Annotated in this window: 21 protein-coding genes; 12 read left to right on the plus strand and 9 right to left on the minus strand. The window is 70.6% G+C overall.

Annotated elements, in window-relative coordinates:
- Nucleotides 1-37 precede the first annotated feature (37 nt).
- Both ASF68_RS07030 and ASF68_RS07035 read left to right on the plus strand, forming a co-directional pair.
- A complete protein-coding gene (locus ASF68_RS07030; RefSeq protein WP_369796428.1) occupies nt 38-1,741 on the plus strand; it encodes an ABC transporter ATP-binding protein in 1,704 nt (567 codons plus the stop codon).
- Nucleotides 1,738-2,571 carry an energy-coupling factor transporter transmembrane component T gene (locus ASF68_RS07035; RefSeq protein ID WP_082498517.1) on the plus strand — a complete coding sequence of 278 codons (834 nt, stop codon included), beginning with the start codon at nt 1,738-1,740 and terminating at the stop codon, nt 2,569-2,571. The genes ASF68_RS07030 and ASF68_RS07035 overlap by 4 nt, the downstream gene beginning before the upstream one ends.
- Before the next feature lie 45 nt (nt 2,572-2,616).
- Here ASF68_RS07035 and ASF68_RS07040 read toward each other — a convergent pair whose 3' ends face one another.
- The gene (locus ASF68_RS07040; RefSeq protein WP_056008623.1) at nt 2,617-3,096 is read right to left on the minus strand and encodes a GNAT family N-acetyltransferase; all 480 of its coding nucleotides are present in this window, start codon (nt 3,094-3,096) and stop codon (nt 2,617-2,619) included.
- A gap of 63 nt (nt 3,097-3,159) precedes the next feature.
- Between ASF68_RS07040 and ASF68_RS07045 the strand changes: the two genes are divergently transcribed.
- On the plus strand, nt 3,160-4,251 hold the full coding sequence (locus tag ASF68_RS07045) for an Rv2578c family radical SAM protein (protein WP_056008626.1): 1,092 nt from the start codon (nt 3,160-3,162) through the stop codon (nt 4,249-4,251).
- Between the two features lie 68 nt (nt 4,252-4,319).
- Here ASF68_RS07045 and ASF68_RS07050 read toward each other — a convergent pair whose 3' ends face one another.
- Nucleotides 4,320-4,739: a GNAT family acetyltransferase gene (locus ASF68_RS07050; RefSeq protein WP_056008629.1), complete on the minus strand. Its 420-nt coding sequence runs from the start codon at nt 4,737-4,739 to the stop codon at nt 4,320-4,322.
- Nucleotides 4,740-4,837: 98 nt separating this feature from the next.
- On the opposite strand from ASF68_RS07050, the gene ASF68_RS07055 reads away from it, so the two are divergent.
- Nucleotides 4,838-6,355, plus strand: coding sequence for a carboxylesterase/lipase family protein (locus ASF68_RS07055; RefSeq protein WP_082498518.1), 1,518 nt, complete (start codon nt 4,838-4,840; stop codon nt 6,353-6,355).
- Nucleotides 6,356-6,449: 94 nt separating this feature from the next.
- On the opposite strand, the gene ASF68_RS07060 is transcribed toward ASF68_RS07055, so the two are convergent.
- Nucleotides 6,450-8,846: a DEAD/DEAH box helicase gene (locus ASF68_RS07060; RefSeq protein WP_056008632.1), complete on the minus strand. Its 2,397-nt coding sequence runs from the start codon at nt 8,844-8,846 to the stop codon at nt 6,450-6,452.
- A gap of 284 nt (nt 8,847-9,130) precedes the next feature.
- Here ASF68_RS07060 and ASF68_RS07065 point away from each other — a divergent pair, with 284 nt between their 5' ends.
- Nucleotides 9,131-10,921: a glycoside hydrolase family 15 protein gene (locus tag ASF68_RS07065; RefSeq protein ID WP_255357330.1), complete on the plus strand. Its 1,791-nt coding sequence runs from the start codon at nt 9,131-9,133 to the stop codon at nt 10,919-10,921.
- A 15-nt stretch (nt 10,922-10,936) separates the two neighbouring features.
- Here the strand turns inward: ASF68_RS07065 and ASF68_RS07070 are convergent, their stop codons facing one another.
- The gene (locus ASF68_RS07070; RefSeq protein ID WP_056008642.1) at nt 10,937-11,422 is read right to left on the minus strand and encodes an NUDIX domain-containing protein; all 486 of its coding nucleotides are present in this window, start codon (nt 11,420-11,422) and stop codon (nt 10,937-10,939) included.
- 64 nt (nt 11,423-11,486) lie between these two features.
- On the opposite strand from ASF68_RS07070, the gene ASF68_RS07075 reads away from it, so the two are divergent.
- Complete coding sequence (locus ASF68_RS07075; RefSeq protein WP_056008645.1) at nt 11,487-12,101, plus strand: hypothetical protein; 615 nt, start codon at nt 11,487-11,489, stop codon at nt 12,099-12,101.
- A 30-nt stretch (nt 12,102-12,131) separates the two neighbouring features.
- Here the strand turns inward: ASF68_RS07075 and ASF68_RS07080 are convergent, their stop codons facing one another.
- Entirely contained in the window at nt 12,132-13,094 is a 963-nt protein-coding gene (locus tag ASF68_RS07080) for an AraC family transcriptional regulator (protein ID WP_162239345.1), read from the minus strand.
- A gap of 99 nt (nt 13,095-13,193) precedes the next feature.
- Here ASF68_RS07080 and ASF68_RS07085 point away from each other — a divergent pair, with 99 nt between their 5' ends.
- The gene (locus tag ASF68_RS07085; RefSeq protein ID WP_056008651.1) at nt 13,194-13,676 is read left to right on the plus strand and encodes a hypothetical protein; all 483 of its coding nucleotides are present in this window, start codon (nt 13,194-13,196) and stop codon (nt 13,674-13,676) included.
- A 42-nt stretch (nt 13,677-13,718) separates the two neighbouring features.
- Here the strand turns inward: ASF68_RS07085 and ASF68_RS07090 are convergent, their stop codons facing one another.
- Entirely contained in the window at nt 13,719-14,471 is a 753-nt protein-coding gene (locus ASF68_RS07090) for an IclR family transcriptional regulator (protein ID WP_056008654.1), read from the minus strand.
- Nucleotides 14,472-14,604: 133 nt separating this feature from the next.
- Between ASF68_RS07090 and hutH the strand changes: the two genes are divergently transcribed.
- A complete protein-coding gene (gene hutH, locus ASF68_RS07095; RefSeq protein ID WP_235526764.1) occupies nt 14,605-16,218 on the plus strand; it encodes a histidine ammonia-lyase in 1,614 nt (537 codons plus the stop codon).
- A 40-nt stretch (nt 16,219-16,258) separates the two neighbouring features.
- On the opposite strand, the gene ASF68_RS07100 is transcribed toward hutH, so the two are convergent.
- Both ASF68_RS07100 and ASF68_RS07105 read right to left on the minus strand, forming a co-directional pair.
- The gene (locus ASF68_RS07100) at nt 16,259-20,320 is read right to left on the minus strand and encodes an efflux RND transporter permease subunit (RefSeq protein WP_157580243.1); all 4,062 of its coding nucleotides are present in this window, start codon (nt 20,318-20,320) and stop codon (nt 16,259-16,261) included.
- 141 nt (nt 20,321-20,461) lie between these two features.
- Nucleotides 20,462-21,904, minus strand: a complete 1,443-nt coding sequence (locus ASF68_RS07105) for a PLP-dependent aminotransferase family protein (RefSeq protein ID WP_056008657.1) — start codon at nt 21,902-21,904, stop codon at nt 20,462-20,464.
- A gap of 63 nt (nt 21,905-21,967) precedes the next feature.
- Between ASF68_RS07105 and ASF68_RS07110 the strand changes: the two genes are divergently transcribed.
- Nucleotides 21,968-22,627: a YitT family protein gene (locus ASF68_RS07110; protein WP_056008660.1), complete on the plus strand. Its 660-nt coding sequence runs from the start codon at nt 21,968-21,970 to the stop codon at nt 22,625-22,627.
- 112 nt (nt 22,628-22,739) lie between these two features.
- Here ASF68_RS07110 and ASF68_RS07115 read toward each other — a convergent pair whose 3' ends face one another.
- Nucleotides 22,740-24,062 (minus strand): cation:dicarboxylate symporter family transporter, encoded by a 1,323-nt coding sequence (locus ASF68_RS07115; protein ID WP_056008663.1) that lies wholly within the window; start codon nt 24,060-24,062, stop codon nt 22,740-22,742.
- Between the two features lie 217 nt (nt 24,063-24,279).
- Here ASF68_RS07115 and ASF68_RS07120 point away from each other — a divergent pair, with 217 nt between their 5' ends.
- The 3 genes from ASF68_RS07120 (at nt 24,280) to ASF68_RS07130 (ending at nt 26,967) form a co-directional block, all read left to right on the plus strand.
- Nucleotides 24,280-25,923 (plus strand): sensor histidine kinase, encoded by a 1,644-nt coding sequence (locus ASF68_RS07120; RefSeq protein ID WP_235526765.1) that lies wholly within the window; start codon nt 24,280-24,282, stop codon nt 25,921-25,923.
- Entirely contained in the window at nt 25,920-26,627 is a 708-nt protein-coding gene (locus tag ASF68_RS07125; RefSeq protein WP_056008665.1) for a response regulator, read from the plus strand. Before ASF68_RS07120 ends, ASF68_RS07125 begins: the two co-directional genes overlap by 4 nt.
- A 103-nt stretch (nt 26,628-26,730) precedes the next feature.
- On the plus strand, nt 26,731-26,967 hold the full coding sequence (locus tag ASF68_RS07130) for a hypothetical protein (protein WP_056008668.1): 237 nt from the start codon (nt 26,731-26,733) through the stop codon (nt 26,965-26,967).
- Nucleotides 26,968-26,972 lie beyond the last annotated feature (5 nt).

A 26,972-nucleotide genomic window follows, 5' to 3' on the forward strand; every position in this document is an offset into this window, starting at 1 on the left:
CGCTCCACCGGCGCAGCCCGCCACCCTGGTCCGACGGGTGCGCATCCGTCATGACGACCGGGAGCTGTGGACCCCGGACGACGTCTCGTTCGGGATCGCGCCGGGCGAGGTGGTGCTCCTCCTCGGACCGAGCGGGTCCGGGAAGTCGACGCTCGCCCTCGCCCTCAACGGCCTCATCCCCCACGCGCTCCCGGCCGAACTCGAGGGCACCGTGGTCACCGCCGGCCTCGACACCGTGGATGCGACCGTCGCCCAGCTGAGCGAGCACGTCTCGATGGTCTTCCAGGATCCGGACGCGCAGATCGTCACCGGTTCGGTGCTCGACGAGGTGTGCTTCGGACCGGAGAACCTCCTGCTCCCCGTCGAGGACGTCCTGGCCAGAGCCGAGCGCGCGCTGCGGCAGGTCGGGCTCTGGGAACGGCGGACCGAGAACCCCGACCGCCTCTCGGGCGGCGGCCGGCAGCGCCTCGCCATCGCCTGCGCCCTGGCCATGGGTGGCGAGCTGCTCGTCCTCGACGAACCGACGGCCAACCTCGATCCGGCGGGCATCGAGGAGGTCTACGCCGCCCTCCGGTCCCTCGTCTCCGCGCTGGACGGTTCCCGGGGTGACCACGCGATCCTGCTCGTCGAGCACAACCTCGACGCCGCCATCGACCTCGTCGACCGCGTCGTCGTCCTCGACCGCGACGGCCGTCTCCGGTTCGACGGGCCGACCCGCGAGGTCCTCGTCGGCCATGTCACGGAGCTCCTCGAGATGGGCGTCTGGCTGCCGGTCGCCACCCTCGCCGCGCTGCGCCTGCAGGAGGCGGGTGTCCTCCTGCCGAGCCTCCCCCTGACACCCGACGAGCTGACCGACGCCCTCGACGCGATCGAGCTCCCGGCACCCCCGACCGCCGTCGCGGCACACATCGGCGCCGACCGGCCCGTCGCCGTGCGTGTCGACCGCCTCAGCGTCGAGCGCGGGAGGGGGCGACACCGGACGCGGATCCTGCACGAGGTGAGCCTCGAGGTCGACACCGGCGACTTCCTCGCCGTCATCGGCACGAACGGCGCCGGCAAGACGACCCTGCTCCAAGCGATCGCGGGCGTCGTCCAACCCCCTCGAGGCCGCATCGACGTCGGCGGGGTCGACCCCGGCCGGAGCGACGTGCGCACGGTCGCCGCGCAGATCGGGTTCGTCTTCCAGAACCCCGAGCACCAGTTCATCACCCACACCGTCCACGACGAGCTCGCGCACGGCCTGCGGATCCGGGGCGTCGACGAGCCGGAGGTCGAGCGTCGCGTCACCGAGCTGCTGCGCCGCTTCGGGCTCGAGTCGGCGCGTGAGGTGCACCCGTTCCTCCTGTCGGGCGGTCAGAAGCGGCGGTTGTCCGTCGGGAGCGCGCTCATCGCCGGAGCCCCGGTGCTCGCGCTCGACGAGCCGACGTTCGGGCAGGACCGCGCGCGGGCGAACGAACTCCTCGACCTCCTCGCCGAGCTCAACACCCAGGGCACGACGGTCATCGTCGTGACCCACGACCTCCAGCTCGTCGCGGACCACGCCACCCACGTCGCGGTGATGGCCGACGGGCGGCTCCTGGCCCATGGCCCGACCGGCGCCGTCCTCGCCGACGACGACCTCATCCAGCGGGCCGGCCTGCGTCCGCCGCCGCTCGCGAGAGCCATGCGCGCGTTGGAACACCACCCCGAGTGGCGGCATCTCTCGCGGCTCGCCGATCTGCCGGGGACGGACCTCCCGTGAGCACGACGTCGATCGACCCGTACGCGACGAACGAGACGCACCCGGCGAACCGGTTCCTGTACCGCTTGAACCCGCTCGCGAAGCTCGGTGCACCCCTTCCGGTGATGGCGGTGCTCGCGTTCACGAGGGACCTCCTGACACCGACGCTCTGCATCGCCCTCGCCGTCGTGATCATCCTCATCGGTGCTCGACTGACGAGACCGGTCGCGCTCCTCCTGTTCGTCGGGCTCCCGGTCGTCGTCGGGATCATGTCGTTCAGCTTCGGCCTGTGGACCGACCCGGGCAAGGTCGACCAGTCCGTCCTCCTGTTCCAGATCGGCGACTACCGCTTCTTCCTCGGGGCGCTGCTCGTCGGACTCGCGACGGCACTGCGGCTGGCGAGCCTGCTCGTGCTGGCCCTGATCGGCGGGCTCACCTCCACCGGACCGGACGTGGTCCGCGCGATGATCCAGCAACTGCACGTGCCGTACCGGATCGGGTACACGGCGCTCGCGGCCTACCGGTTCGTGCCGCGGTTCGGCCATGAACTCGAGGTCATCCGTTCGGCGCACCGGGTTCGCGGGATGGCCGAGGGGCGCGGTCCGATCGCCGCCGTCCGCCGCACCGGCGGGTACGTCGTACCGCTGCTCGCCGGGGCGATCCGGCACGCGGAGCGGGTCGCCCTCGCCATGGACTCGCGCGCCTTCGGGGCCCATCGGACGCGGACGGAACGGTACCGTGTCCCGTTCCGCACGCGCGACTGGATCTTCATGATCCTCTTCTGGCTCGTGAGCGCCACCATCGTCTGGTGGAGTCTCACCGCCGGCCCTGGCCCGGTCACGCGCGGGTGAACCACTGAGCACCCTGGCGGGGCCATCCCGTCGACGGCCCGGCACTCAGGGGCGGAGCTCACCGGCGAAGCAGACCGTCGAGCCGGAGCGCCGCACCTCGGCGAGGCCCGCCTTCAGGAGGACGCGCTGCGAGGCGGTGTTCGCGACGTCGGTGTCGGCGATCGCCCGTGACGCGCCGTGCGCTCTCGCGGCGGCGAGGGCCGCGACGACGACCTCCGTCGCCAGCCCGACGCCACGGGCCGCCGGGATGAGGCCGTAGCCGAATTCGACCGCACCGGTGCTGTCAGGCGGGCCGAAGAAGCCGAACCCTCCGACGGCCAGTCCCGCGGCGTCGCGGACGAGGTAGAGCGTGAACACCGGATCGTGATCGGTCGATGCGGCGTGACCTCGGAGTGGACCCAGTTCGTCGGCGAGCGGATACTCCGGATGCCAGGCGTCGCCCTCCCGCTCGTCACGTTCGACGATCCGTCGGGCAAGCGCCGGGGAGATGGGTTCGAGTGTCGTCCGTGCCGTGTGGATGGTCATCGATGTCAGTCTCTCATCGTCTCGGGCGATGTCGGATGATCGAACGTATGTTCTAATGGATGCATGCGGTGGAGCGGACAGGAACTCGGAGTCGAAGCGACGTCGGCGCTGCCCGGCCTCGCCAAGTTGAACAACCTCGTGCGCAGCGTCCAGACGCCGGAGTTCGCCGGGATCACCTTCCACGAGGTGCTCGCGAAATCAGCCCTCAACCGGGTTCCCGGACAGTCGGTGATGCCGTTCGGGTGGACGATCAACCCCTACCGAGGATGCTCGCATGCCTGCGTGTACTGCTTCGCCCGGCCGAGCCATGGCTATCTGGATCTCGATGCGGGGAAGGACTTCGACTCGCAGCTCATCGTGAAGGTGAACGTCGCCGAGGTGCTCCAGAAGGAGCTCGCGAAGGCGAGTTGGGGGCGACACCCGGTGGCGCTCGGGACGAACACCGACCCGTATCAGCGAGCCGAGGGGAAGTACCGGCTCATGCCGGGGATCATCAACGCCCTGGCCGACTCGGGGACGCCGTTCTCCATCCTCACGAAGGGCACGCTGCTCCGGCGCGACCTGCCGCTGCTCGCCGAGGTCGCCCAGCGCGTGCCCGTCGACCTCGCCATGTCGATCGCCATCTTCGACGACGAGCTGCAGCAGTCGATCGAACCCGGCACCCCGACGGCGGCGGCCCGACTCGCGACCGTCCGCGCAGCGAGCGATCTCGGGTTCGACGTCGGGGTGTTCATGATGCCGATCCTCCCGTACCTCACGGACACCGTCGAGCACCTCGACCTCGCCCTGTCGCGCATCCGTGAGGCCGGCGCGAGCACGGTCCTCTTCTCGACGCTGTACCTGAAGGCCGGCGTCAAGCCGTGGTTCATGCAGTGGCTGTCGAAGGAGCACCCGGAGCTCGTCGACCGGTACACCTCGATGTACGCCGACGGCGTCTACGCCCCGAAGGAGTACCGGAAGTGGCTCGCGGCCCGCATCCGGCCGATGATCCGCGACCACGGGCTCGAGCGAGGAACCGAGGACCCGGCCACCGGGGGTGTCCGCTCGTCGGCGCTCGGCATGCTGCGCGACGGGTACGGGGAGCGGGCCGAACTGCGCAAGCGCGCACCGGAGTTCGTCACCACCGGCCTCCAGGTCCAACCGACCCTGTTCTGAGCCGTTCATTCGCCCATGTTCGGGCGAGCGAACGCCCATTCGCCCGAACATGGGCGAACGAACCGACGTCAGACGTCGGGGATGAGTCGCTTGCTGAGGAGGGCGACCTCGTCGGTGCCGTACCCGAGCGCCTCATAGAACCCGATCACCCGGTCGTTGCCCGTGCGGACCATGAGGTTGATCTTCGGGCACCCGAGCTCGATGAGCAGACGCTCGGCCTCCTCCATGAGGACGCGTCCGAGGCCGCCGCCCTGCTGCTCCGGCGAGACCGCGAGGTAGTGCACCCACCCGCGGTGGCCGTCGTACCCGACCATCGCCGTCCCGATCACGGCGCCGGCCTCCTCAGCGACGAGGAACAGCTCGGGCTGCGTCGTCAGCTTGCGCTCGATGTCCGCCGCGGGGTCGTTCCAGGGTCGGGTGAGGCCGACCTCGTGCCAGAGGGCGATGACGGCGTCGGTGTCGGATCGGGTGAACGGACGGATCTGCATCGATCCAGTCTCGCGCACCGCCTCTCGCCCGATGCACAGGCACGCCTGCGAGCGCCGTCGATACAGTTGGTCACCCGAGCATCGACGAACGGACCCGAATGAGCATCGAGCCTGCGCTGGAACCGACCGGCGACGAGACCCTGCCGACGAACGGATCGACACCCGTCACCGTGCACACGGGGAGCGGCCCCGTCACCGGACGCACCAAGGCCGGAATCTCCCGGTTCCTCGGCATCCCGTACGCGGCTGCGCCGTTCGGCGACGACCGGTTCCGACTCCCCCAGCCCGTCGAACCGTGGGACGAGCCACGCGACGCGACCCGCCCGGGAGCCACCGCGCCACAGGCCCCGTACTCCGGCGCGGTCGGCGAACTCTTCGCCACCGTCTCGGTGCCCGGCAACGAGATCCTGAACGTCAACGTGTGGGCACCGGCCGGGGCTGCGGACGGGGCGCTCCCGGTGATGGTGTGGATCCACGGCGGCTCGTTCGTCCACGGCTCGAACGCGCTCGACTCGTACGACGGCACCGCGTTCGCCCGTGACGGGGTCGTCTTCGTGTCCGTCAACTACCGTCTCGGTTCGGAGGGGTTCTCGGTGCTCGACGACGTCCCGCTGAACCTCGGCATCGCGGACCAGCTGGCCGCCCTGACGTGGGTGCAGGACGAGATCGCCCGCTTCGGCGGCGACCCCGACCAGGTGACGGTGTTCGGCGAGTCGGCGGGCGGCGCATCGGTCGCGACGCTCCTCGCCCACCCGGACGCCGCCGCGGTCATGCGACGGGCGATCATCCAGAGCGGTCCGCTCGAGGCGCAGACGCGTGAGCGCGCCGGCCGCATCACCAAGCTCATGGCGAAGGACCTGGGGGTACCGGCCACCCGCGCCGGCTTCCGGCGCATTCCGCCGGAGGGGCTCGTGGCCGCGCAGGAACGGGTCATGGCTGGCGGCAACCCGCTGAACGGCGGCGCGGGGTTCGCTCTCGCGACGGACACCGCGCTCGTCCCGAGCAGCCCGATCGACGCTCTGCTCGCCGGGCAGGCGGCGGGGATCCCCGTCCTGATCGGCAGCACCACCGAGGAGTACCGGTTGTGGCTCGTGCCGGCCGGGCTCCTCCCCACGATCAAGCGCGTCCACCTGCTGGCGGCGCGCTTGAAGCTCGGCATCTCCGCGGCGACGGTCCGCACGTTCCGCCGGAACCGCCCGAAGGCGTCCACCGGCGAGATCCTCGGTGCGATCGCGACCGACGTCCTGCTGCGCGTCCCGCTGAACCGGGTGGCCGACGCCCGAGCCGCTGCCGGGGCGGACACCTGGGTGTACGAGTTCGCCTGGCGGAGCCCCGTCGGCGAAGACGGCAACGGGGCGCTCGGAGCCGCGCACGCGATGGACATCGGCTTCGTGTTCGACCGGATCGACTCCGCGGAGTCGATCCGGATGGCCGGTCGCGACGCACCGCAGTCCCTCGCGACCGCGATGCACGACGCCTGGGTCGCCTTCGCGACGACCGGCGACCCCGGCTGGCAGCGGTGGGACTCCACCCGCCCGGTCCGGACCTTCGACGGGGTCGACGACGCCGTCGTCCTCGCACCGCGGGACGACGAGCGCGCGGCCCTCACGCGGTAGCGGTCCCCTGGCGGCGGTCAGAACCGCAGACCCACCGGACACGCAGAACGCCCGCCGAGCGTGAGCTCGACGGGCGTTCTGTTGCCGTGGAGGACTACGCGGTGGCGATGTCCTCGACGAGCTGGTCGCCGGGGGCTGCATCGTCGAACGCGGCCTCGATCTCGGCACGGTCGAGCATCTCCGTCATCCGTCGGCGACGGGCCTTCGGGATGATCGTCACGACACGACCGATCTTGCCGGCACGACCGGTGCGACCGGCGCGGTGCAGGTACGTCTTGTACTCGTCCGGGGCGTCGGCCTGGACGACGAGCGTGATGTCGTCGACGTGGATGCCGCGGGCGGCGACGTCGGTCGCCACGAGCACGTTGACCCGACCGGAGGTGAGCTTCTCCAGGTTGCGCGTGCGGCGCGCCTGGTTGAGGTCACCGTGGAGCGAGACGGCGGGGATGCCCGCCATACCCAGCTGCTCCGCGAGCCGCTCGGCGTACGCACGGGTGCGAGCGAACACGAGGGTCTTCTCGGTGCGGTTCACGAGCTCCTCGATGAGGCGGTCCTTGCCCTTGTGCTCCACCACGAGGACACGGTGGTCGATGGTCGAGGACGCCTGGTCCTCGCCTGCGACCTCGTGCACGGACGGGTTCGGGAGGAACTCGTTGACGAGGGCTGCGACGCCCTTGTCGAGGGTGGCGGAGAAGAGCAGCTTCTGGCCGTCGGGCGAGGTGCGACGCAGGATGCGCTGCACCGGCTCGAGGAACCCGAGGTCGCACATGTGGTCGGCCTCGTCGAGGACGGTCACGGTGACCTGCGAGAGGTCGAGGCGACCCTGCTCGATGAGGTCCTCGATGCGGCCGGGCGTGCCGACGATGATGTCGACGCCACGCTGCAGCGCACCGACCTGGCGGCCCTGCGGGACACCACCGTAGATCTGCGTGGTGAACAGGCCGACGGCGCGCGCGATGGGCTGCACGGTGCGGTCGATCTGGAGCGCGAGCTCACGGGTCGGGGCGAGGATCAGTGCACGGGGCTTGCGACCCGGCTTGCGGTTCTTGCCGCCGCCGTTCTCCATGAGCTTCTCGACGAGCGGAGCACCGAACGCGATGGTCTTGCCGGAGCCGGTGCGGCCACGGCCGAGCACGTCGCGACCCGCGATGACGTCCGGGATGGTCGCCGCCTGGATCGGGAACGGGCTGGCGGCGCCGAGCTCGGCGAGCGCACGGACGATGTTGCCACCGAGGCCGAGGCTCTCGAAGGTCACACCCTCGACGTCGGCGGCCTGGATGGCGTCGGCCTCGAGGCGCTCGAGCACCACGTCGTCCTGGGGCGTGTACGAGCCGGCATCGCGCTTCGGGTAGTAGTCGCTGCCGCGGCTCGCGTCGGAGGTGCCGCGATCGTCGAAGCTGCGCTTCGGGCGGTCGTCGAACGAACGCTTGGGGCGGTCGTCGGACGAACGGGCCGGACGCTCTTCGAAGCTGCGCTTCGGACGGTCGTCGTACGAACGTGCGGGACGCTCCTCGAAGCTGCGCTTCGGACGGTCGTCGAAGGAACGTGCGGGGCGGTCCGTGCGGCTCGCCTGACGGGGGTCTCCCTGGCGTGCGGGGCGGTCGCCGTAGGACGGACGCTCCGTGCGCTCGCCACGGTTGTACGACGGACGCTCGTTGCGGTCGCCGGAGGACGGACGCTCGGTCCGCTCACCACGGTTGTACGACGGACGCTCGTTCCGGTCGCCATACGACGGACGCTCGGTCCGCTCACCACGGTTGTACGACGGACGCTCGTTCCGGTCACCGTACGACGGGCGCTCGGTGCGCTCGCCACGGTTGTAGGACGGGCGCTCGTTCCGGTCGCCGCCACGGTTGTACGCCGGGCGCTCGTTTCGGTCACCGTACGACGGACGCTCCGTGCGCTCACCACGGTTGTACGCGGGACGCTCGTTCCGATCACCGTACGACGGACGCTCGGTCCGCTCACCGCGGTTGTAGGACGGGCGCTCGTTCCGGTCGCCGCCACGGTTGTACGCCGGGCGCTCATTGCGGTCACCGTAGGACGGACGCTCGGTCCGCTCGCCACGGTTGTAAGCAGGACGCTCGTTGCGATCGCCGTACGACGGACGCTCGGTCCGCTCGCCACGGTTGTAAGCAGGACGCTCGTTCCGGTCGCCGCCACGGTTGTACGCAGGACGCTCGTTGCGGTCGCCACCACGGTTGTAGGCCGGACGCTCGTTGCGGTCGCCGCCGCGGGGTGCACGGTCGCCGCGCTCCTCCGACTCGAAGCGGGCGGCGCGCTCGGCGCGCTCGGCGCGCTCGTCGGCGTTCCAGCGGGACTTCTGCGGTGCTCCGCCGGCGTCGGGACGGTAGCCGCGGTGGCCTTCGCTCTTGCTGCCGGACTTCGCGCCGGGGCGCGAGCCGAAGGGCCGCTTGTTCTCGCCGTACTTGGACTTGGGATCGAAGTTCTTGGCCGGGCGTTTGCCGGCGGGGGTGTTGTTCTTGGGCATGGAGAAATTGCTTTCCGGGTTATTACTCGTTCGCATGAACGACCTGCATGACTCACACAGCGCCATCCGAGACCTCGGCTGCGCTGCGGCATGCTCATACCCGGGCGATCAATGGCCGGGACCGTTCACATCGTGTGTGTGTTCGCGGAGTGCTCTCCGACGAAACCGGCCCACCAGACTGACATAACCCTCCGCGGTACAAACGCGGTGTCTAGAGCCGACTTCGCTACATTACCTGATCGACCCTGAGAAGTCACGGGGCATCGCTCCCAAGCGCTCCCGGCCTGGCGTGGCAGCATGGGGACATGCCCAGCCCCATCGAGGACTACGCCCTCATCGGTGATTGCCACACCGCAGCACTCGTCTCGACGGAGGGCAGCATCGACTGGCTCTGCCTCCCCCGCTTCGACTCCGCGTCCATGTTCGGAGCCCTGCTCGGCACCGAGGACCACGGCCGGTGGAGTGTCCGCCCGGCCGACGCGGACGCCCGGGCGAGCCGTCGATACCTCGACGACACCTTCGTCCTCGAGACCACCTGGACGACGGGCGACGGCGAGATCCGCGTCACGGACGTCATGCCGCACGGGGATCGCAGGGCCGACGTCATCCGCCGGATCGAGGGCGTCCGCGGCACCGTCACCGTCGATGTCGACGTCCGCATCCGCTTCGGGTACGCCGACGCGGTGCCGTGGGTGCGCCAGCTGTCCGACCGATCCGGCATCGTCGCCGTGGCGGGTCCCGACGCCGTCGTCCTCCGCGGGGTGCGCCTGACCGCCTCCGACCACACCCACTCGGCGTCCATCGAGGTGTCCGCCGGCGAAACCGTCGACCTGACGCTCACCTGGTACCCCTCACACCGGGAGGTGCCGGAGCCCGTCGACGTCGGCCGACGGATCGACCACACGGCCGATTGGTGGCGGGACTGGGCCACCCGGTGCGACCCGGCCGCGGAGTACGAGGAGGCGGTGGTCCGCTCACTGCTGGTGCTGCGGGCCCTCACGCACGAGGACACCGGCGGCATCGTCGCCGCCGCGACCACGAGCCTGCCGGAGTCGTTCGGCGGCGTGCGCAACTGGGACTACCGCTACGTCTGGCTGCGCGACGCCTCGCTGACCCTCGAAGCCCTCATGCAGCACGGGTTCACCGAGGAGGCGCACGACTGGCGGGGGTGGCTGCTGCGCGCGATCGCCGGCGACCCGAACGACCTGCAGATCATGTACGGCCTCGCGGGCGAACGCCATCTCGTCGAGGAGGAGCTCGACAGCCTGCCCGGGTACCTCGGCGCCGCGCCCGTGCGCGTCGGCAACGGCGCCTACACGCAGTACCAGGGCGACGTGTTCGGTTCGGTCATGATCGCCCTCGACGAGGCACGCTCGGTGGGGCTCGCCGAGGACGACTTCTCCTGGAGCCTGCAGCGCGCGCTCCTCGGCGTGCTGGAGGAGCACTGGAACCGCCCGGACCGCGGGATCTGGGAGGTCCGCGGCGAGGAGCAGCACTTCACCCACTCCCGGGCGATGATCTGGGCGGCGCTCGACCGCGGCGTCCGGGCGGTCCGGGAACACGGCCTCGACGGTCCCGTCGAGCGCTGGGAGGCCCTCCGCGAGACCCTGCGGGAGACCATCGAACGCGAGAACGTCGACCACGCCCGCGGATGCTACGTGCAGCACGCCGGGACGACGGAGGTCGACGCGTCGCTCCTCGTCCTCGCGCAGATCGGCTACGTCGCGCCGGACGACCCACGCATGCTCACGACGGTCGCGGCCATCGAGGAGGACCTCCTGCAGGACGGCCTGCTCCTCCGCTACCGGACCACCAGCGGCGTCGACGGGCTCCCGGGCGAGGAGCACCCGTTCCTGGCGTGCTCGTTCTGGCTCGTCCAGCAGTACGCGTCGTCCGGACGGCTCGACGACGCGCGGACGCTGATGGACCGCCTGCTGTCGTTCCGCAACGACCTGGGCCTCCTGTCCGAGGAGTACGACGTGCAGGAGGGTCGGCAGGTCGGCAACACCCCGCAGGCGCTGTCGCACCTCGGGCTCGTCCGCGCAGCCGACGCGATCGCCGCCGCCGCACGCTGAACGACCGACGGCGGCTCAGCGGACGAAGTGGGCCTCGGGGGTGTCGGAGGCCGCGAGGGCGATCCGGGTGCGGAAGTTCTGCGAGACCTCGGCCGGCAGCGCATCGAGCGGGAACCACCGCGCCTCGGAGTTCTCGCCGTCCGCCGGGTAGGGCTCACCCGACTCGTACCGGCAGCGGAACACGAGGTCGATGTACTGGGTGATGTCGCCGTTCTCGTAGACGTTCTGCGGGAGCACCTGCACCTGCGACAACCGCTCGGCGACGGCGACCACCGCGGCCTCCTCGAGCACCTCGCGTTCGGCGGCGACCGCCGGTTCCTCCCCCGGGTCGATGATCCCGGTGACGGGCGTCCAGGCCCCGTTGTCGGCCCGTCGGACGAGCAGCACCTCTGCCTCAGGCGTCCCGAGGCCGCGGAGGACGACCGCGGTCACCCCCGTCAACCAGAGCGGCGCGTGACCGATCCGCTCGCGGAGGGCCAGTACGAAGTCAGGAGTCGCCATGCCTCGACTCTACGGCGCGGGGCCGGGACACGAGATCGAAACACGAGTGCGGTCTACTGGAGGGATGGAACACGATCCCATCACCGTCTCGATCGAGCGACGCGTCAACCCGGCGTCGATCTCCGAGGCCACCATCTGGGTGCAGGCGGGCATCAACCTCGCCAACCGCTACCCCGGCTTCCTCGGCTCCGGCTGGGTGCGCGCGGGCGCCGAGAGCGACGTCTGGTACATGCTCTACCGCTTCGCCGACGAACAGACCCTCACCGACTGGGAGGAGTCGAAGGAGCGCGCCTGGTGGTTGTCGAGCGGGCGGGAGTTCATGGAGCAGTCGCGGGTGGAGCGACGCAGCGGGATCGAGGGGTGGTTCGACGCGCCGGAGGGCATCCTGCGCGTCGACGAAGCCGAACGCTCGAACGATCCCGACCCCGTGCCGCCCGCGCCCCCGCGGTGGAAGCAGGCGGTGAGCATCTGGTTGGGGTTCTTCCCCCTGAACCTCGTCTTCACGCTCCTGGTGACGAGCCTGGTGCCCGGGTGGGAACCGCTCGGCGTCTTCCTGCACGTCCTCATCTCGACGCTCATCCTGACGCCGATCATGACCTACTGGCTCCTGCCGCTCGTCACGAGGATGCTCCGGCCGTGGCTGACGGCTCCGCGTCGCGCCCGGCGTTCGGCGAGCTGACCGCCGGCGTCACGGACGGACCGGCGTCGCTCAGGAGCCGCCTGTCGTCGCCTGCTCCCGCACCTGGGTCGGGCTGAACCCGGTGTGCGCCACGACGGCCCGGCGGAGGTGCGCTTGCGAGTGGTATCCGCAGCGGGCTGCGACCTCCGCGATCGACAGCGCCCGGTGGTCGGGGTCGGAGAGGAGCGCCAGGGCGAGCTGGAGTCGGCGTTCGGCGATCTCGCCGGCCGCGCTCGTACCAGAGCCCTCGAACACGCGCTGCAGGGAGCGGGTCGACATGTTGAAACGGCGGGCGAGCGTCTCCGGGCGCAGCTCGCGTTCCGCGAACGAGACGGCGATGTGCTCCATGATCCGCAACCGGATCGGGACGCGTCCGGCGTCCGCGTCCGCCTGGAAGAGGTCGTTCTCGGCGTACAGGGTGGCGAGCATCGTGTCGATCACGCGACACAGGCGCACCTGCGCGGCACCACCGATCGGTTCGAAGCTCGAGACGACCTCCTCGAGGAAGGCCGCGCTCGCGCGCAGCAGCGGCGACGGGGCGAGCGCCCCGAACGGCGTCGGCGTGATGCCCAGGCGACGCAGCGCGCGCAGGGGGACGAAGACGTACAGGTAGGTGGCCTGCTCATCGACGGTCGTGCGGTAGACCTCTTCCGACACGGCGAGCGCGCCACCACCGGGATGCAGGTCGAGTTCTTGCCGTCCGTGGATCAGACTCACCGAACCGTCGGTGAGGAGGATGATCATCGCGACCGGCTCCTCCGCTCCGGCGGCGTCGACGACGTCGAAGGTGCCGGGGCCGACGAGGTTCCGATGGACGACATAGTCGCCGAGCGCCACGGCGTCGATGGTCATGGAAAAGCGGTCCGGGTCGACGTCGACGAAGCGCATGGCACCGGACGCCTCCTGCATGCCCGGCGCCCCCGAGAGCCGGGTGGTCGTGACGCGTCCGCGCGCAGGACATCGCGCCGGCTGGCGGTCATCGTGCTCGGGCATCATCGGACCCTTCGGACAGGACAACCACCCTCGCAGAGCGAACCCTCCGAATCGAGGGGTTGCGGGTTCCGTCGGACCGTGGTCGGCGATACTGGACGGATGATCTCCGCTGAACTCGCCAGAGCGCTCCGCACCGCCGGTCTCCGCTGGACGCCCGAACCCGGCGACCGCTTCACCATCGACGGTGGCGAGCTCGCCGGTGACGTCTTCACCGTGAGCGAGATGACCGTCGAGGTGCACGAGCACCCGGGTGGGCGCAGCTTCGGTTTCAACGGCACGACCGAGTGGGCGCTCGACTCGGTCGACCAGGAGGAGACGCTCTGGCTGCCCTCGGAGCACCAGTTGCGTGCCCTGCTGCGCGGCTCGTTCCGTTCGCTCGAACGGGCGGTGACCGTGCCGAACCCCGCAGATGAGGAGCAGACGCTCGACGAGGAACTCGACGTCCTGCTGTCCCTCGGCGACACCGAGGCGTACACGGTCGTCGTCGAGCTCGGCGGCGAAGTGCGCCGGTTCAGTGCGGCGACCGCTCCCGACGCCTACGCGACCGCGTTGCTCGAACTCATCCTGCGCTCCGTCGACTGAGCCACGACCCGGCAGCCTGCTCCCGGGCGCTCATCCGGGCGCTCAGCGTCCGCGGATGCGACGGGAGAGCTCGGTTGCCGCAGGCCCGATCTCCTTCGCCAACCACGCCGGATCCGGCCCGTCGTCGGCGTCGTAGGTGACCGCGATCGCCGCAGCCGGCCACCCCGTGTGGTCACGGACGACGACGCCCACACTCGCGAGGCCCACCGTCACGCCGCCCTCCTCCCGCGCGTAGCCGTCCTCGGCCGTCCGGGCGAGGAGCTGACGCAGCTCCCGGTACCGTTTGGGCCCGTGGCCGGTGCGGTCGACGAATGCCGCCTCGTCGGGGAACAACGCACGCAGCTGGCCGGTCGGGAGCGCGGCGAGGATCGCGCACCCGCTCGCGGTCAGGTGGGCGGGCAACCGGACCCCCACGCCGGTGACGAGGTGCGGCCGCCGAGGAGCCCGTTCCTCGACGATGTACAGCACGTCACGACCGTGCAGCACCGCGAGGTGGGCGCTCTCGCCCAGGCGGTCGACCAGCTCCGCCAACAGCGGTCGGCCGAGCATGCTGAGCGGCTCCTGCCGGGCGTACCCACCGGAGAGTTCGAAGGCCGCGACCCCGAGTCCGTAGCGGCGCGCCTCCGGCAGGTGGACGACGAAGCCGTGCTGCTGCAGCACGCCGAGGAGGTGGTAGACCGTCGATCGAGGGAGGCCGAGTGCCGTCGCGATCGCTGCGGCGGGGACCGGACCACGGGCGGCCGCGAGGTGGCTGAGCACGCGGAGGGTGGCGTCCGCTGCCGGTACCTGGCTCATCGCCCGCTCCTTCCGCTCCCGTCCGCGCGACCGGGTGCGGCTCCTTGCCGTCCTGCGCGGAACGTCTGGCATCCCAGACACGGACGACTCTACGCGCCCCGCCCCACCAGGCCCACGGGTGTTGCATCGGAGGATGGAGATGCACCCAGGCACGACGGAGACGCCCGCTGGTTCGACGACACCGGGCGCGGCTCGACCGGAGGGGCAGGACCGGCCCGTCCTCCTCGGCGCAGGGCCGTTGTCGATCGACGACGTCGTCGCGATCGCGCGACACGGCGCCGTGATCGACCTCGACGAGGCGGCGCTCGAGGGCGTCGCGGCATCCCGTCGGATCGTCGAGGCTTTGGCGTCCGATCCGGAGCCCCACTACGGGATCTCCACCGGCTTCGGCGCGCTCGCGACCACGTTCATCGACCCCGACCGGCGGGCGCAGTTGCAGGCCAGCCTCGTCCGCTCGCATGCGGCGGGCAGCGGCGAACCCGTCGAAGTGGAGGTCGTGCGCTCGCTGATGACGCTGCGGCTCTCGACGCTCATGACGGGTCGGACGGGCGTCCGTGTCGACACCGTCCGCGCGTACGCGGCGATGCTGAACGCCGGCATCACCCCGGTGGTGCGCGAGTACGGGTCGCTCGGATGCTCCGGTGACCTCGCGCCCCTCGCGCACGCCGCCCTCGCGCTGATGGGCGAGGGTGACGTCGTCGACGCCACGGGGGCGCGCCGTCCGGCCGGGGAGGCCTTGGCCGCCGCGGGGCTCACGCCGGTGCGGCTCGCCGAGAAGGAGGGGCTGGCGCTCATCAACGGCACCGACGGCATGCTCGGCATGCTGGCCTTGGCGGTGCACGACCTGCGGATGCTGTTGCAGACCGCCGACGTGGCCGCGGCGATGAGCGTCGAGGGCCTGCTCGGCACGGATGCGGTGTTCGCCGCCGACCTCCAGGCGCTGCGCCCGCAGGCGGGGCAGGCCGACAGTGCCGCGAACCTGCGCCGGATGCTCGACGGCTCCCCGATCGTGGCCAGCCACCGTGGCCCGGAGTGCACCCGGGTGCAGGACGCGTACTCGCTGCGCTGTGCCCCGCAGGTGCACGGTGCCGCGCGCGACACGGTCGCTCATGCGGAGCTGGTCACCGGGCGGGAGCTCGCGAGCGCGGTCGACAACCCGGTGCTGACGGTGGACGGGCGGGTCGAGTCGAACGGGAACTTCCATGGCGCTCCGGTCGCCTACGTGCTGGACTTCCTGGCGATCGTCGTGGCCGACGTCGCCTCCATGTCGGAGCGTCGCACGGACCGTTTCCTCGACCGTTCGCGCAGCAACGGCCTGCCGCCGTTCCTGGCGCACGAGGTCGGGGTGGACTCCGGTCTGATGATCGCGCAGTACACCGCGGCGGGCATCGTGAGCGAGCTGAAGCGCCTGGCGCATCCCGCGTCCGTGGACTCGATCCCGTCGTCCGCCATGCAGGAGGACCACGTGTCGATGGGGTGGGCTGCGGCGCGGAAGCTGCGGCGGGCGATCGACGGCTTGGGCCGGGTCCTCGCGATCGAGGTCATGACCGCCGCGCGGGGGCTCGAGTTGCGGGCGCCGCTCCGTCCTGGCACCGGCACCGGCGCTGTGGTCCGGCGGGTCCGGGCGGACGTCGCGGGTTCAGGACCCGACCGCTTCCTCTCACCGGAGATCGAAGCCGTCGTCGCCCTGGTGCAGGCCGGCGCCGTCGTCGAGGCGGCGACGGGGGCGGTGGGCGCCCTGCGCTGAGCCGGGAGGGCTCAGCGCAGGGGGCTCACGCCGACCGGCTTCACGGCCACTGGGCGCGACGGCGCTTGGGCCGCTGCGGCCCGTCGGACGTGGGCGCGTCTGCGGACGGTGCGTCGGGAGACGGCGCATCCGTGGCCGACGGCTCAGACGTCGGCTCATCTGCGGGTGGGGCATCCGTGGACGGCGTCTCAGCCGCCTGCTCGTCGGAAGACGGGGTGTCTGTGGAGGCCGCCTCGGAGGACGGCTCGTCCGCGGCCGGAACTTCCGCGGACGGCGCCTCAGACGCCTGCTCCTCGGCGATCGGTGCAACCTCAGTCGTCGGCTGCTCCGCAGTGGTCGGCTCCGGATCCGTCAGCGGCTGCGTGTCCGTCGACGGCTCGACGTCAGCGGCCTGATCCACCTGGGTGGTCGACTCCGCGTCCGCGATGGGCGCGGCGTCCGTCGGTGCTCCGTCGGCGACGTGTTCTCCGTGGTGGGCAGCCTCCGCCGCAGCCGTCTCGGCAGTGGCGTCCGGCAGGGTGATCGCTTCGGTCCGTGGGAGTTCGTCGCCGACCGCGACGTGTGCTCCATGCACCTCGTGGGCCGCGGGAGCCGTCGGCTCGCCCGCGTCCGCGGTTGCGCCCTCGTCGATCGATCCGGCGTCCGTGCCCGGCTCGGTCGTTTCGACCGGCTCGGTCGCCCCGGTCGTGTCGGTCGGCCCCGCCACCTCGGTCGTCGCAACCGTGTCGGTCGGCTCCGTCACCTCGGTCGGTTCCGTCGCATCGATCGGACCGGGCGTGACCGTCGAGGCGGTCGACTCGCTCGCTCCGGTCTCAGTCGTGGCCGGACGCTCTGCTGCGCCGACGCCGCCGACACCAGCGCCGACGAGCGCGGGCTCCTCGACCGGCGCCGTCGCCCGCGGGCCTTCGATCGCGGCCACGGAACGCGCCCGGGGCTTCTCGGCCGCTGCACGGCGGAGTTCACGACGCTCGCGGAAGCCCTCGACGAGGTTGTAGAGCGACGGCAACACGACGAGGGTCAGCACCGTCGAGGAGACGAGACCACCGATGACGACGATCGCGAGCGGCTGGGAGATGAATCCGCCGTGTCCGGTGAGCCCCATGGCCATCGGCGTGAGGGCGAAGATCGTCGCGAGTGCCGTCATGAGGATCGGACGCAGTCTGCGGGCGGCACCGTGCTCGACCGCCTCGGCGACGGTCATGCCCCGGCGACGGTACTGGTTGACGAGGTCCACCAGCACGATCGCGTTGGTCACGACGATGCCGATGAGCATCAGCACGCCGATGATCGACGGGACGCCCAGCGGGATGCCGGTGATGATCTGGAGTCCGATCGCGCCCGTCGCGGCGAAGGGGACCGACACGAGCAGTTCGAGCGGCTGACGCAGCGAGCGGAACGTCGCCACCATGACGACGTACACGATCAGGATGGCGGCCAGGAGCGCCAGGCCGAGCTGGCCGAACGCGTCGCTCTGCGAGGCCGTGACACCGCCGAGGGTCGCCGAGGTGCCGGCGGGCAGCTTGACGTCGTCGATGGCGTTCTGGACTTCGGCGCTCGCCGTGCCCAGGTTGTCGCTCGCCGGCGTCGCGCTGATGGTCGCCGAACGCAGCCCCTTCACGGTCGAGATGCTCGACGGGCCGTCGACCTGGGAGACCGTGGCGAGGGCGTCGAGGCGGCGTGGGCCGGTGGCCGTGGGCACCTGCGTGGCGGCGAGGGCGTCGACGGTCGTCGGCGGGTCCTGCGCGTCGAGGTAGATGGTGAGGGTGGTGTCGTCGATGACGATGGAACCCACGGTCGTCGGCTGCATGAGCTGGGAGATGTAGGCGCCGAGGGCGACCTCGCTGTACCCGGCGGCGGCAGCGGCGTCGCGGTCGACCGCCACCTGGACGAAGGGTCGCGACTCACTCAGGTTGCTCGTGACCTGGTCGACGCCGTCGAGCCCGGTGACCGCGTCCTGGATCGCGTCGGCGGCCTCGGCCAGGTCGCTCTGCCGGGCGGAGGTGATGTCGATCTCGATGTCGCTCGAGCCACCGAAGCCCGCCGAGGCCGTCACCTCGATCTCACCGACGTCGTCGAGACCGGCGAGGTCCTTGCGGACCGTCTTCTGCAGCGCCGTCTGGTCGGCGTCCTCGGACGTCGTGATGGAGTAGGTGATGGCACCGCCGCCACCGCCCGAGAACGCGTCGCGCACCGAGCTGCCGCTCGACCCGATCGACAGCTGGACGGTGTCGATGCCGTCGATGTCGCGCAGCTTGGTCTCGACCTGCTCGGCCGCGGCGTCCTGGGCGTCGAGACTCGTACCCACCGGCAGGGTCTGGGTGACGGTCAGCGTGTTCTGGCCCGAGTCTCCCAGGAAGTTCGTCTTCATGAAGGGGATGAGAGCGGAGGTGCCGATGAGGACCACCGCCGAGAGCACCAGTGTGGTGACCGAGTGCTTGAGCGTCCAGTGGATGATCGGCAGGTAGCCCTTCTGGAGCCGCGAGGGCTTCTCCAGGTCGTCCTCGTCCTGCACGCTGACGCGGCGCTCGCGTCGGCTCCGGACGGACCCGGTCGATGCCGCCGGCGCCTCCTCCACAGCCGCGGCCGAGGCCGCCCGCTTGGCCTTCGGGGCGCGGAGGAACCAGTACGCGAGCACCGGCACGATGGTCAGCGCGACGAGCAACGAGGCGAGGAGGGCGATCGTCACGGTGAGGGCGAAGGGTCGGAACAGCTCGCCGGTCACGTCGCCGACGAACGCGATCGGGAGGAACACGGCGACGGTGGTGACGGTCGAGGCGGTGATCGCTCCGGCCACCTCCTGGACGGCGCTCAGGATCGATGCGACGCGCTGCGGCCCGGTCCGGTTGTCTCCGAAGGAGAGGTGCCGCTTGATGTTCTCGATCACGACGATGGAGTCGTCGACCACGCGTCCGATCGCGATCGTCAGTGCGCCGAGGGTCAGGATGTTGAGGGAGTACTCGGCGACCTGGAGCCCGATGAAGGTGATGAGCACCGAGGTCGGGATGGAGATCGCGGTCACGATCGTGGCGCGGACGTCGAGGAGGAAGACGAGGATGATCAGCACGGCGAAGACGAGACCGAGGAGGCCTTCCGTCGTCAGCGCTTCGATCGACTGCTCGATGTAGGGGGCCTGGTCGAACACGACGGTGAGTTTCGCGTCGGTGCCGATGGTCCGTTCGAGTTCGGGCAGGATGTCGCGAACGCCCTGCGAGACCTCGACCGTGTTCGCGGCGGGAAGCTTCGTGACGGCGATCGTCAGCGCCGACTCGCCGTCGACGCGCGAGATCGAGGTGATCGGGTCGTCCGTCAGCGCGACGGTCGCGACGTCGCCGATGGTCAGGACGGAACCGTCGGCGGCGAAGGCGCCCGTGATGGGCAGCGCGGCGATGTCGTCGACGGAGGTGAGCTTCGTGCCCGTCTGCACGGAGAAGGTCTTGTCGTCCTCCGTGATGTCGCCGGCGGGCTGGAGGGAGCCGTTCTGCTGCAGCGTGGTGCCGATGACCCGGCTCGTCTGCCCGGCGAGGGCCAGCTTCGCGTCGTCGGGGGTGATCGTCACCCGCTTGCCCACCTCGCCGACGATCGCGGCGTCGCGCACACCCTCGACGTCCTTGAGGTCGGGGACGACCGAGCTCGACAGCACCTCGGCCAGACCGTCCTGGTCGGCCGCGCCTGAGACGGCGATCTGGATCACCGGGAGGTCGTCGAGACTGCCGCTGACCACCTGCGGGTCGACCGTGTCGGGCAGGGTCGACTTGATGCGGTTGATCGCCTGGGTGATCTTCTGTTCGGCGGTGGCGAGATCCGTGCCGTAGGTGAAGGTCGCGGAGATGAGGCTCGTGTTCGTGCTCGAGGTCGCCGAGGTGGACTCGATGCCGGGCACGCCCTGGATCGCCGTCTCGATCGGCGTCGAGACGTCGTCGTTGACGACCTCGGGCGCCGCACCCGGGTAGCTCGTGATGATCGCGAGCTGCGGGAACTGGACCGAGGGGATCAGTTCCTGCTTGAGACCACCCACCGCGAGGACGCCGAACACGGCGGCCACGATGGTGACGAGCGCGATCAACGCGCGGTTCTTCATGCTGAGGACGGAGAGCAGATGCACGGAGCCGCTTTCGGTTGATGCGAGAGGTGCCGACTCTGCAAGTATGTCACCGCAGAACGCTCCGACCGCGGTCTCCCGCAGACGGTGGACACCGCGTGCATTCGCGTGTCCTGTGGAGCGATGTCGCCCCTCGAGGACGGGTCAGACCACGTCCTCGAGGTAGTCCAGCGCGGGGACGTGACCGAACATGGCCGAGTTCCACGTCTCGGTCAACAGCTCGACCGCCTGCTCGGTCTGCGCCCACGGATAACTGATCGGAATGCGCAGATAGCGCTCGAACGCACCGTCGATGCCGAACCGTGGTCCGGCGACGATCACGAGCCCGTGACCGCGAGCCGCGAGCGAGAGCTGGGAGGACGCCGCCTCACCGAGGTTCACCCAGGTGGCGATGCCGCCGTCGACGCGCGGCACCGTCCAGTCCGGCAGCCGTTCGGCCAGCAGGTCGACGAGACGGTCGCGGGTCTCGCCGAGGGCCTGGCCCCGACGCGCGACGATGCCGTCCATCGCCGGCAGCAACTGCTGGACGGTCAGCTGGTCGAGGATCGGCGTGCCGAGGTCGCCCAGGGACCGCGCCGAGACGAGCTTCCTGATCGTGCCCCGCTCGGCGCGGATCCACCCGATGCGGAGGCCGCCCCAGATCGTCTTGCCGACGGACCCGATCGTGACGATCGACGCCGGCGCACCCGGGAGCGCCGCGAACGGGGTGCCGTCGAGGCCCTCGTCCGTCGGCCGGTCGATGTCGAGTTCGGCCGTGGTCTCGTCGATGACGAGGACCGTCCCGTGGCGCTGGGCGGCCGCAGCGACGCGTCGGCGGGTCTCGAGCGGCATCGAGGCGCCGGTCGGGTTGTGGAAGTCGGGCATGAGGTAGGCCATGGCCGGACTGGTGCGCTCGAACCACTGCTCGAGCTCCCGGACGTCCCACCCGGTCTCCGACGAGACCGTGGCCGCGCCGAGCCGGGCTCCTGCCGCCCGGAGTGCCTCGTAGGCGTGCGGGTAGCTCGGCATCTCGACGAGCACGCGGTCGCCACGGCTGAGCAGGGTGCGGGCGATGAGGGCGATGGCGTGCTGCGCGCCGACGGTCACCATGATCTCGTCGGGGTCGGTGGGCAGACCGCGAGCCGTGTAGCGGTCGGCGATCGCCTGCCGGAGTTCGGGCATGCCGACGAGGTCGTAGTCGAAGTCGTGCATGTACCGCGGGAGCTCGGCGGCGGCCGTCTGGACCGCGTCGATGATCTCCGGGCACGGCGGCACGGCGGCCTTGCTGAAGTCGAGGAACCCGCCCTGCGGCACCGGGGCCAGCGAGACCGGGGCTGACGGCAGGAGGGTGACGCTCCCCGAGCCGCGGATGCTGCGGAGATACCCCGCCTCGCGCAGTTCCCGATAGGCGGCGGTGACCGTGGTGCGACTCAAGCCGAGGCGCTCGGCCAACTCGCGCTCGGCGGGAAGCCGGGTGCCGACGGGGATGCGGCCGTCGAGGACGAGGAGGCGGATGCGATCCGCGAGACCGCGGTACGCCGGTGCGGCGTTCTTCCACTGTCCGAGCAGGGCGGCGAGCGAGCGAGCACTCAGGGTGATGGAGGCCATTGAACCACGATAGCCAGATTGGCCTCTAGCGCCAAAGCCAATCGTGGAATTGGATTGTCCACCATGACCCGTCGTGTGCTCCAACTCCTCATCGGCCTCTTCCTGTACGGCATCGCCATCGCCATGATCGTGCGCGGAGCCGTCGGCGTCGCCCCCTGGGACGTCCTCACCCAGGGCCTCAACCTGCGCACCGGCCTGACGTTCGGCCTCATCACCATCATCGTCGGCGGGGTCGTGCTCCTCGCCTGGATCCCGCTGAAGCAGCGCCCCGGTGTCGGCACCGTCCTCAACGTCCTGCTCGTCGGTCCCTCGGCGGACATCGGCCTCGCCGTCATCCCCGCCGACCTCGACCTCTGGGCGCGCATCCTCCTGTTCGCCGGCGGACTCCTGCTGCTCGGCGTCGCCTCCGGGCTCTACATCGGTGGCAACTTCGGCCCCGGTCCGCGCGACGGCCTCATGACCGGCATCCACCGGGTCACCGGCTGGCCCATCTGGGTCGGACGCACGGGCGTTGAGGTGGTGGTCCTCGGCATCGGCTGGCTCCTCGGCGGCAACGTCGGCATCGGAACCGTGCTGTTCGCCGTCCTCATCGGCCCGATCTGCGGCTACACGATCCCGCTGTTCCGGATCGCCCCGAGCACCGCGCGTCCGGCCGCCGGTGAGGCGGCGCTCGAGGGCGACACCCCGCCGTCGAAGCCGATCGTCGACTCCCCGGCGAACTAGCCCTTCGACAGGCTCAGGGACCAAAGGCGGACTCAGGGTCCGGGACAGGCTCAGGGACGCGGACAGGCTCAGGGTCCGGAGGTCCGGTCCCTGAGCCTGTCGACGGGTTCGATCAGTGCTTCGCCACCGCCACCGCACCCGTGTGGTCGTCGACACTCATCGTCGCCTCGTCGAACCGCGACCGGCCGGCGAGGACCTCGACGACCTGCGCACGGTCGACCTCCTTCACCCAGGTGCCGATGATGATCGTGGCGACCGCGTTGCCGGTGAAGTTCGTGAGGGCGCGAGCCTCCGACATGAAGCGGTCGATCCCGACGATGAGGCCGACGCCGTCCACGAGGTCGGGACGGTTCGCCTGGAGGCCGCCGGCGAGGGTCGCGAGCCCGGCACCGGTGACGCCGGCCGCACCCTTCGACGCGATGATCATGAACGCGAGCAGCGAGATCTGCTCGCCGAGGTTCATCGGCACCCCCATCACGTCGGCGATGAAGATCGACGCCATCGTCAGGTAGATCGCCGTGCCGTCGAGGTTGAAGGAGTAGCCGGTCGGCACGGTGATGCCGACGACGGGCTTCGAGACGCCGAGGTGCTCCATCTTCGCGATGAGCCGTGGCAGGGCGGCCTCAGAAGAGGAGGTGCCGACGATGAGCAGGTACTCACGGCCGAGGTACTTCATGAGCGCGAAGATGTTGAACCCGGTGGCGAGCCGCAGGACACCACCGAGGACGACGACGATGAACACCGCACACGTGATGTAGAACGCGATCATGAGCGTCGCGAGCCCGACGAGTGCACTGGCGCCGGCGGACCCGGTCACGGCGGCGATCGCGCCGAAGGCCCCGATGGGCGCGATCCACATGATCATCGCGAGCACGCGGAACACGAGCGCCTGGATCAGCTTGATCCCGCGGAGGATCGGCTCACCCGTCGTGCCCATCTTCTGCAGGCCGAACCCGACGAGCAGGGCGACGAACAGCACCTGGAGGATGTTGCCGCCCGTCAGCGACGACACGAGTGTGGTGGGGATGATGCCGAGGATGAACTCGGTGGTGCTCTTCGCCTCCCCCTCCACCTGGTAACTCGTCTCAGCGAGGTTCAGGCCCGCACCCGGCTGGATGAGGTTGCCGACGACGAGGCCGATCGCGAGGGCGAAGGTCGACATGACGATGAAGTACAGCATCGCGAGACCGCCGACCTTGCCGACCGTAGCGGCCTTGGCGATGGAGCCGACGCCGATCACGATCGTGCAGAAGATGACCGGGGCGATCATCATCTTGATGAGGGCGACGAACGCGTCGCCGACGGGCTTCAACCCCTTCGCGAACTCCGGTGCGGTGAGGCCGACCACGATGCCGGCGAGCACCGCGAGGATCACCGCGAGGTAGAGGTAGTGGGTCTTGTCCAGCCGTTTGAGGGAGGAGAGCGTCATTGCCATTCCGGATCCGTTTCGTCGGTGTCGCGTCTCTGCGGCAGCGGGTGGTCGAGTTGCCCCACTCTGCGGCCGGTGGGCCGTCGCACCCCGGTTGTGGTCGTAGTGACCGCTTGTGGTCGTACTGGTCGCCGATGACGACCGCAGGCACGCCGACACCCCGCGATACTGGGAGGGTCGACGCGACGGAGCAGACGGAGGTGACACGATGGCCGGTCGGTCCATGAGCATCGCCTCACGACTCTTCCTCGTGCAGCTGGTCGCGGTCGTCGCCATGACCCTCGTCGCCGGCGTCCTGCTCTGGTTCCAGGCCCGCACCGAGACGGAGGAGCGCGCCGTCGCGAAGTGCCTCGACGTCGCGAACGGCATCGCCGACAACCCGTTCGTCGTCGCCCAGGTCACGACCCGGCGCCCCCAGGACACCCTGCAGCCCTACGCCGAGGCGCTCATGCGCGACACCGGGGTCGACTTCGTCACGATCATGGCTCCCGACCGCACGCGCTACACCCATCGGGAGCGCGAGCAGATCGGCAAGCCGTTCATCGGCACCATCGCCCCGGCGCTCGAGGGGCGCACCTTCACCGAGACGTACACGGGCACCCTCGGCCCCTCGGTGCGTGCGGTCGCACCCATCCGGGACGGTGACGGCACCGTCGTGGCGCTCGTCGCCGCCGGCGTCACCGTGAGCAACGTGTCCGAGACCTTCGAGACCCGGGTGCCGTGGCTGCTCGGCACGGCCCTGCTCGTGCTCGTCGTGGGCGGCATCGCCTCCTGGACCCTCCGCCGGTACCTGTCGCGGGTCACCGGTTCCCGTGGGCCGGAGGACCTGGCGCGCATGTTCGACTACTACGAGTCCGTGCTCCACTCCGTTCGCGAGGGACTCGTCCTCGTCGACCGGCAACGGCGCCTGGTGCTCGTCAACGACCAGGCCGCCGAGCTCCTCGGGCTCCCGCTCGGCGACCGTTCGCCCGGTGCGGTCCCGGTGGACGAGTTGCCGATCGACGCCGGCCTGCGCGAGCTCCTCGGCAGCGGACGACAGGCGGTCGACGAGATCCATCTCACGCAGGACCACGTGCTCGTGGTGAACCAGGAGTCGGCCGTCGGCCCGGACGACGCCGGCGGCCCGCACCCGAGGGGCTGGGTGATGACGCTGCGCGACCACACCGAGATCGAGCATCTGAGCGGCGAGCTGGCCTCGATGCGCACCATGAGCGACGCCCTGCGCTCGCAGACGCACGAGTTCGCGAACCGCCTGCACACGATCGTCTCGCTCATCGAACTGGATCGCCGCGACGAGGCGCTCGAACTCGCCGCCCAGGGTCTCGGGGCCAGCCAGCGCCTGACGGACCGGGTCCTCGCCGCCGAGCAGGAACCCGTGATCTCCGCCCTGCTGCTCGGGAAGACGGCGCAGGCCGCCGAGCAGGGGGTCGAGCTGCACCTGGAGAGCGACCCGGCACTCGGACGGGTCCGCGTGGATCCCGCGGTCGTCGTCACGATCCTCGGGAACCTCATCGACAACGCGATCGACGCGGCGTCCGGCGAGCGCCCCTGGGTGGAGGTCTACCTCGGGCAGGGGCTGGCCGATCCGTCCGGCGCGGAGCAGACGTCGGGCACGGACGCGACGGAGCTGGTGATCCAGGTGACCGACAGCGGCCCCGGGCTCGATCCCGAGGCGCTCGACCTGGCTTTCGTGCGCGGTTGGTCGACGAAGGAGCCCGGCCGGTACGGTCGCGGGTTCGGGCTGGCGCTCGTCCGTCAGGCCGTGACCCGCCTCGGTGGCACCATCGAGGTCGTGCGCGAACCGGCCTCGGCGTTCGTCGTGACGCTGCCGGCGGCCGTCGGCGTCCGGGACGAGGCGACGGCATGAGCGAGCCGATCCGCGTCCTGGTGGTCGAGGACGAACCGATCGCGCAGCAGGCGCATGCCGCCTACCTGCGTCGGGTGGACGGTTTCGCCCTCGCCGGTGTCGCCGGGGATGCGGCCACCGCGATGCACCTGCTGCGGGCCGCGGACGCCCACCGTTCGCCTGACGACCGCATCGACCTCGTCCTCCTCGACCTCAACCTGCCCGACGCGCACGGTCTCGAACTGTGCCGGCGCATCCGGACCGCGGGGATCGACGTCGACGTCATCGCCATCACGGCGGCGCGCGACCTGCGGATCGTGCGGGCGGCGGTGTCGGCCGGGGTCGTCCAGTACCTCATCAAACCCTTCGCCTTCCCGGCGTTCGCCGACAAGCTCGAGGCGTACCGGACCTTCCGTCGCACGATGACCGCCGAGGGTGCCGTCGCGAGTCAGCACGAGGTCGACCTCACCCTCGCCACGCTGCGAGCGCCGTCGTCGCGGCCGCAACTGGCGAAGGGACTGTCGGAGGACACCCTCCGGCTGGTGTCCGAGCTGCTGCGACAGGCGAACGATCCGTTGTCCGCCAGCGAGGCCGCCACCGCCGGTTCGCTCTCGCGGGTGACGGCGCGACGCTACCTCGAGTACCTCGCTGAGACCGGTGCGGTGGAACGCTCACCGCGGTACGGCACCCCGGGGCGACCGGAGCTCGAGTACCGCTGGCGCTGACGCGGCGCGGCTCCTGCCTCCGCCGCTCGGTGGAGTCGATCTCGTCCGACCGCTCCACCAGCCGACGGATGTCGGATGAGGGCGCGCTGCTTAGGCTCGGACCATGATCTCGAAGACGACCTCCTCACCCCGGTCCGCTCGACCCGCCCGCATCGACCCCATTGTCATGAGCGCGATGACCGGCGCCGGCGTGGGCCTCGGGTTCGCCATCGCCCTCGCCGTCGCCGCGATGCTCGACGTCCCCTTCGGGGTCCCGCTCGCGGTCGCCCTGCCCGGAGCGATGCTGCTCGCCGTCGGAGCAGCGATCCTCATCACCCGTCGGCGCAACCGGCTCGCCTGATCCCG

Source organism: Plantibacter sp. Leaf314 (assembly GCF_001423185.1).
Taxonomy (GTDB): domain Bacteria; phylum Actinomycetota; class Actinomycetes; order Actinomycetales; family Microbacteriaceae; genus Plantibacter.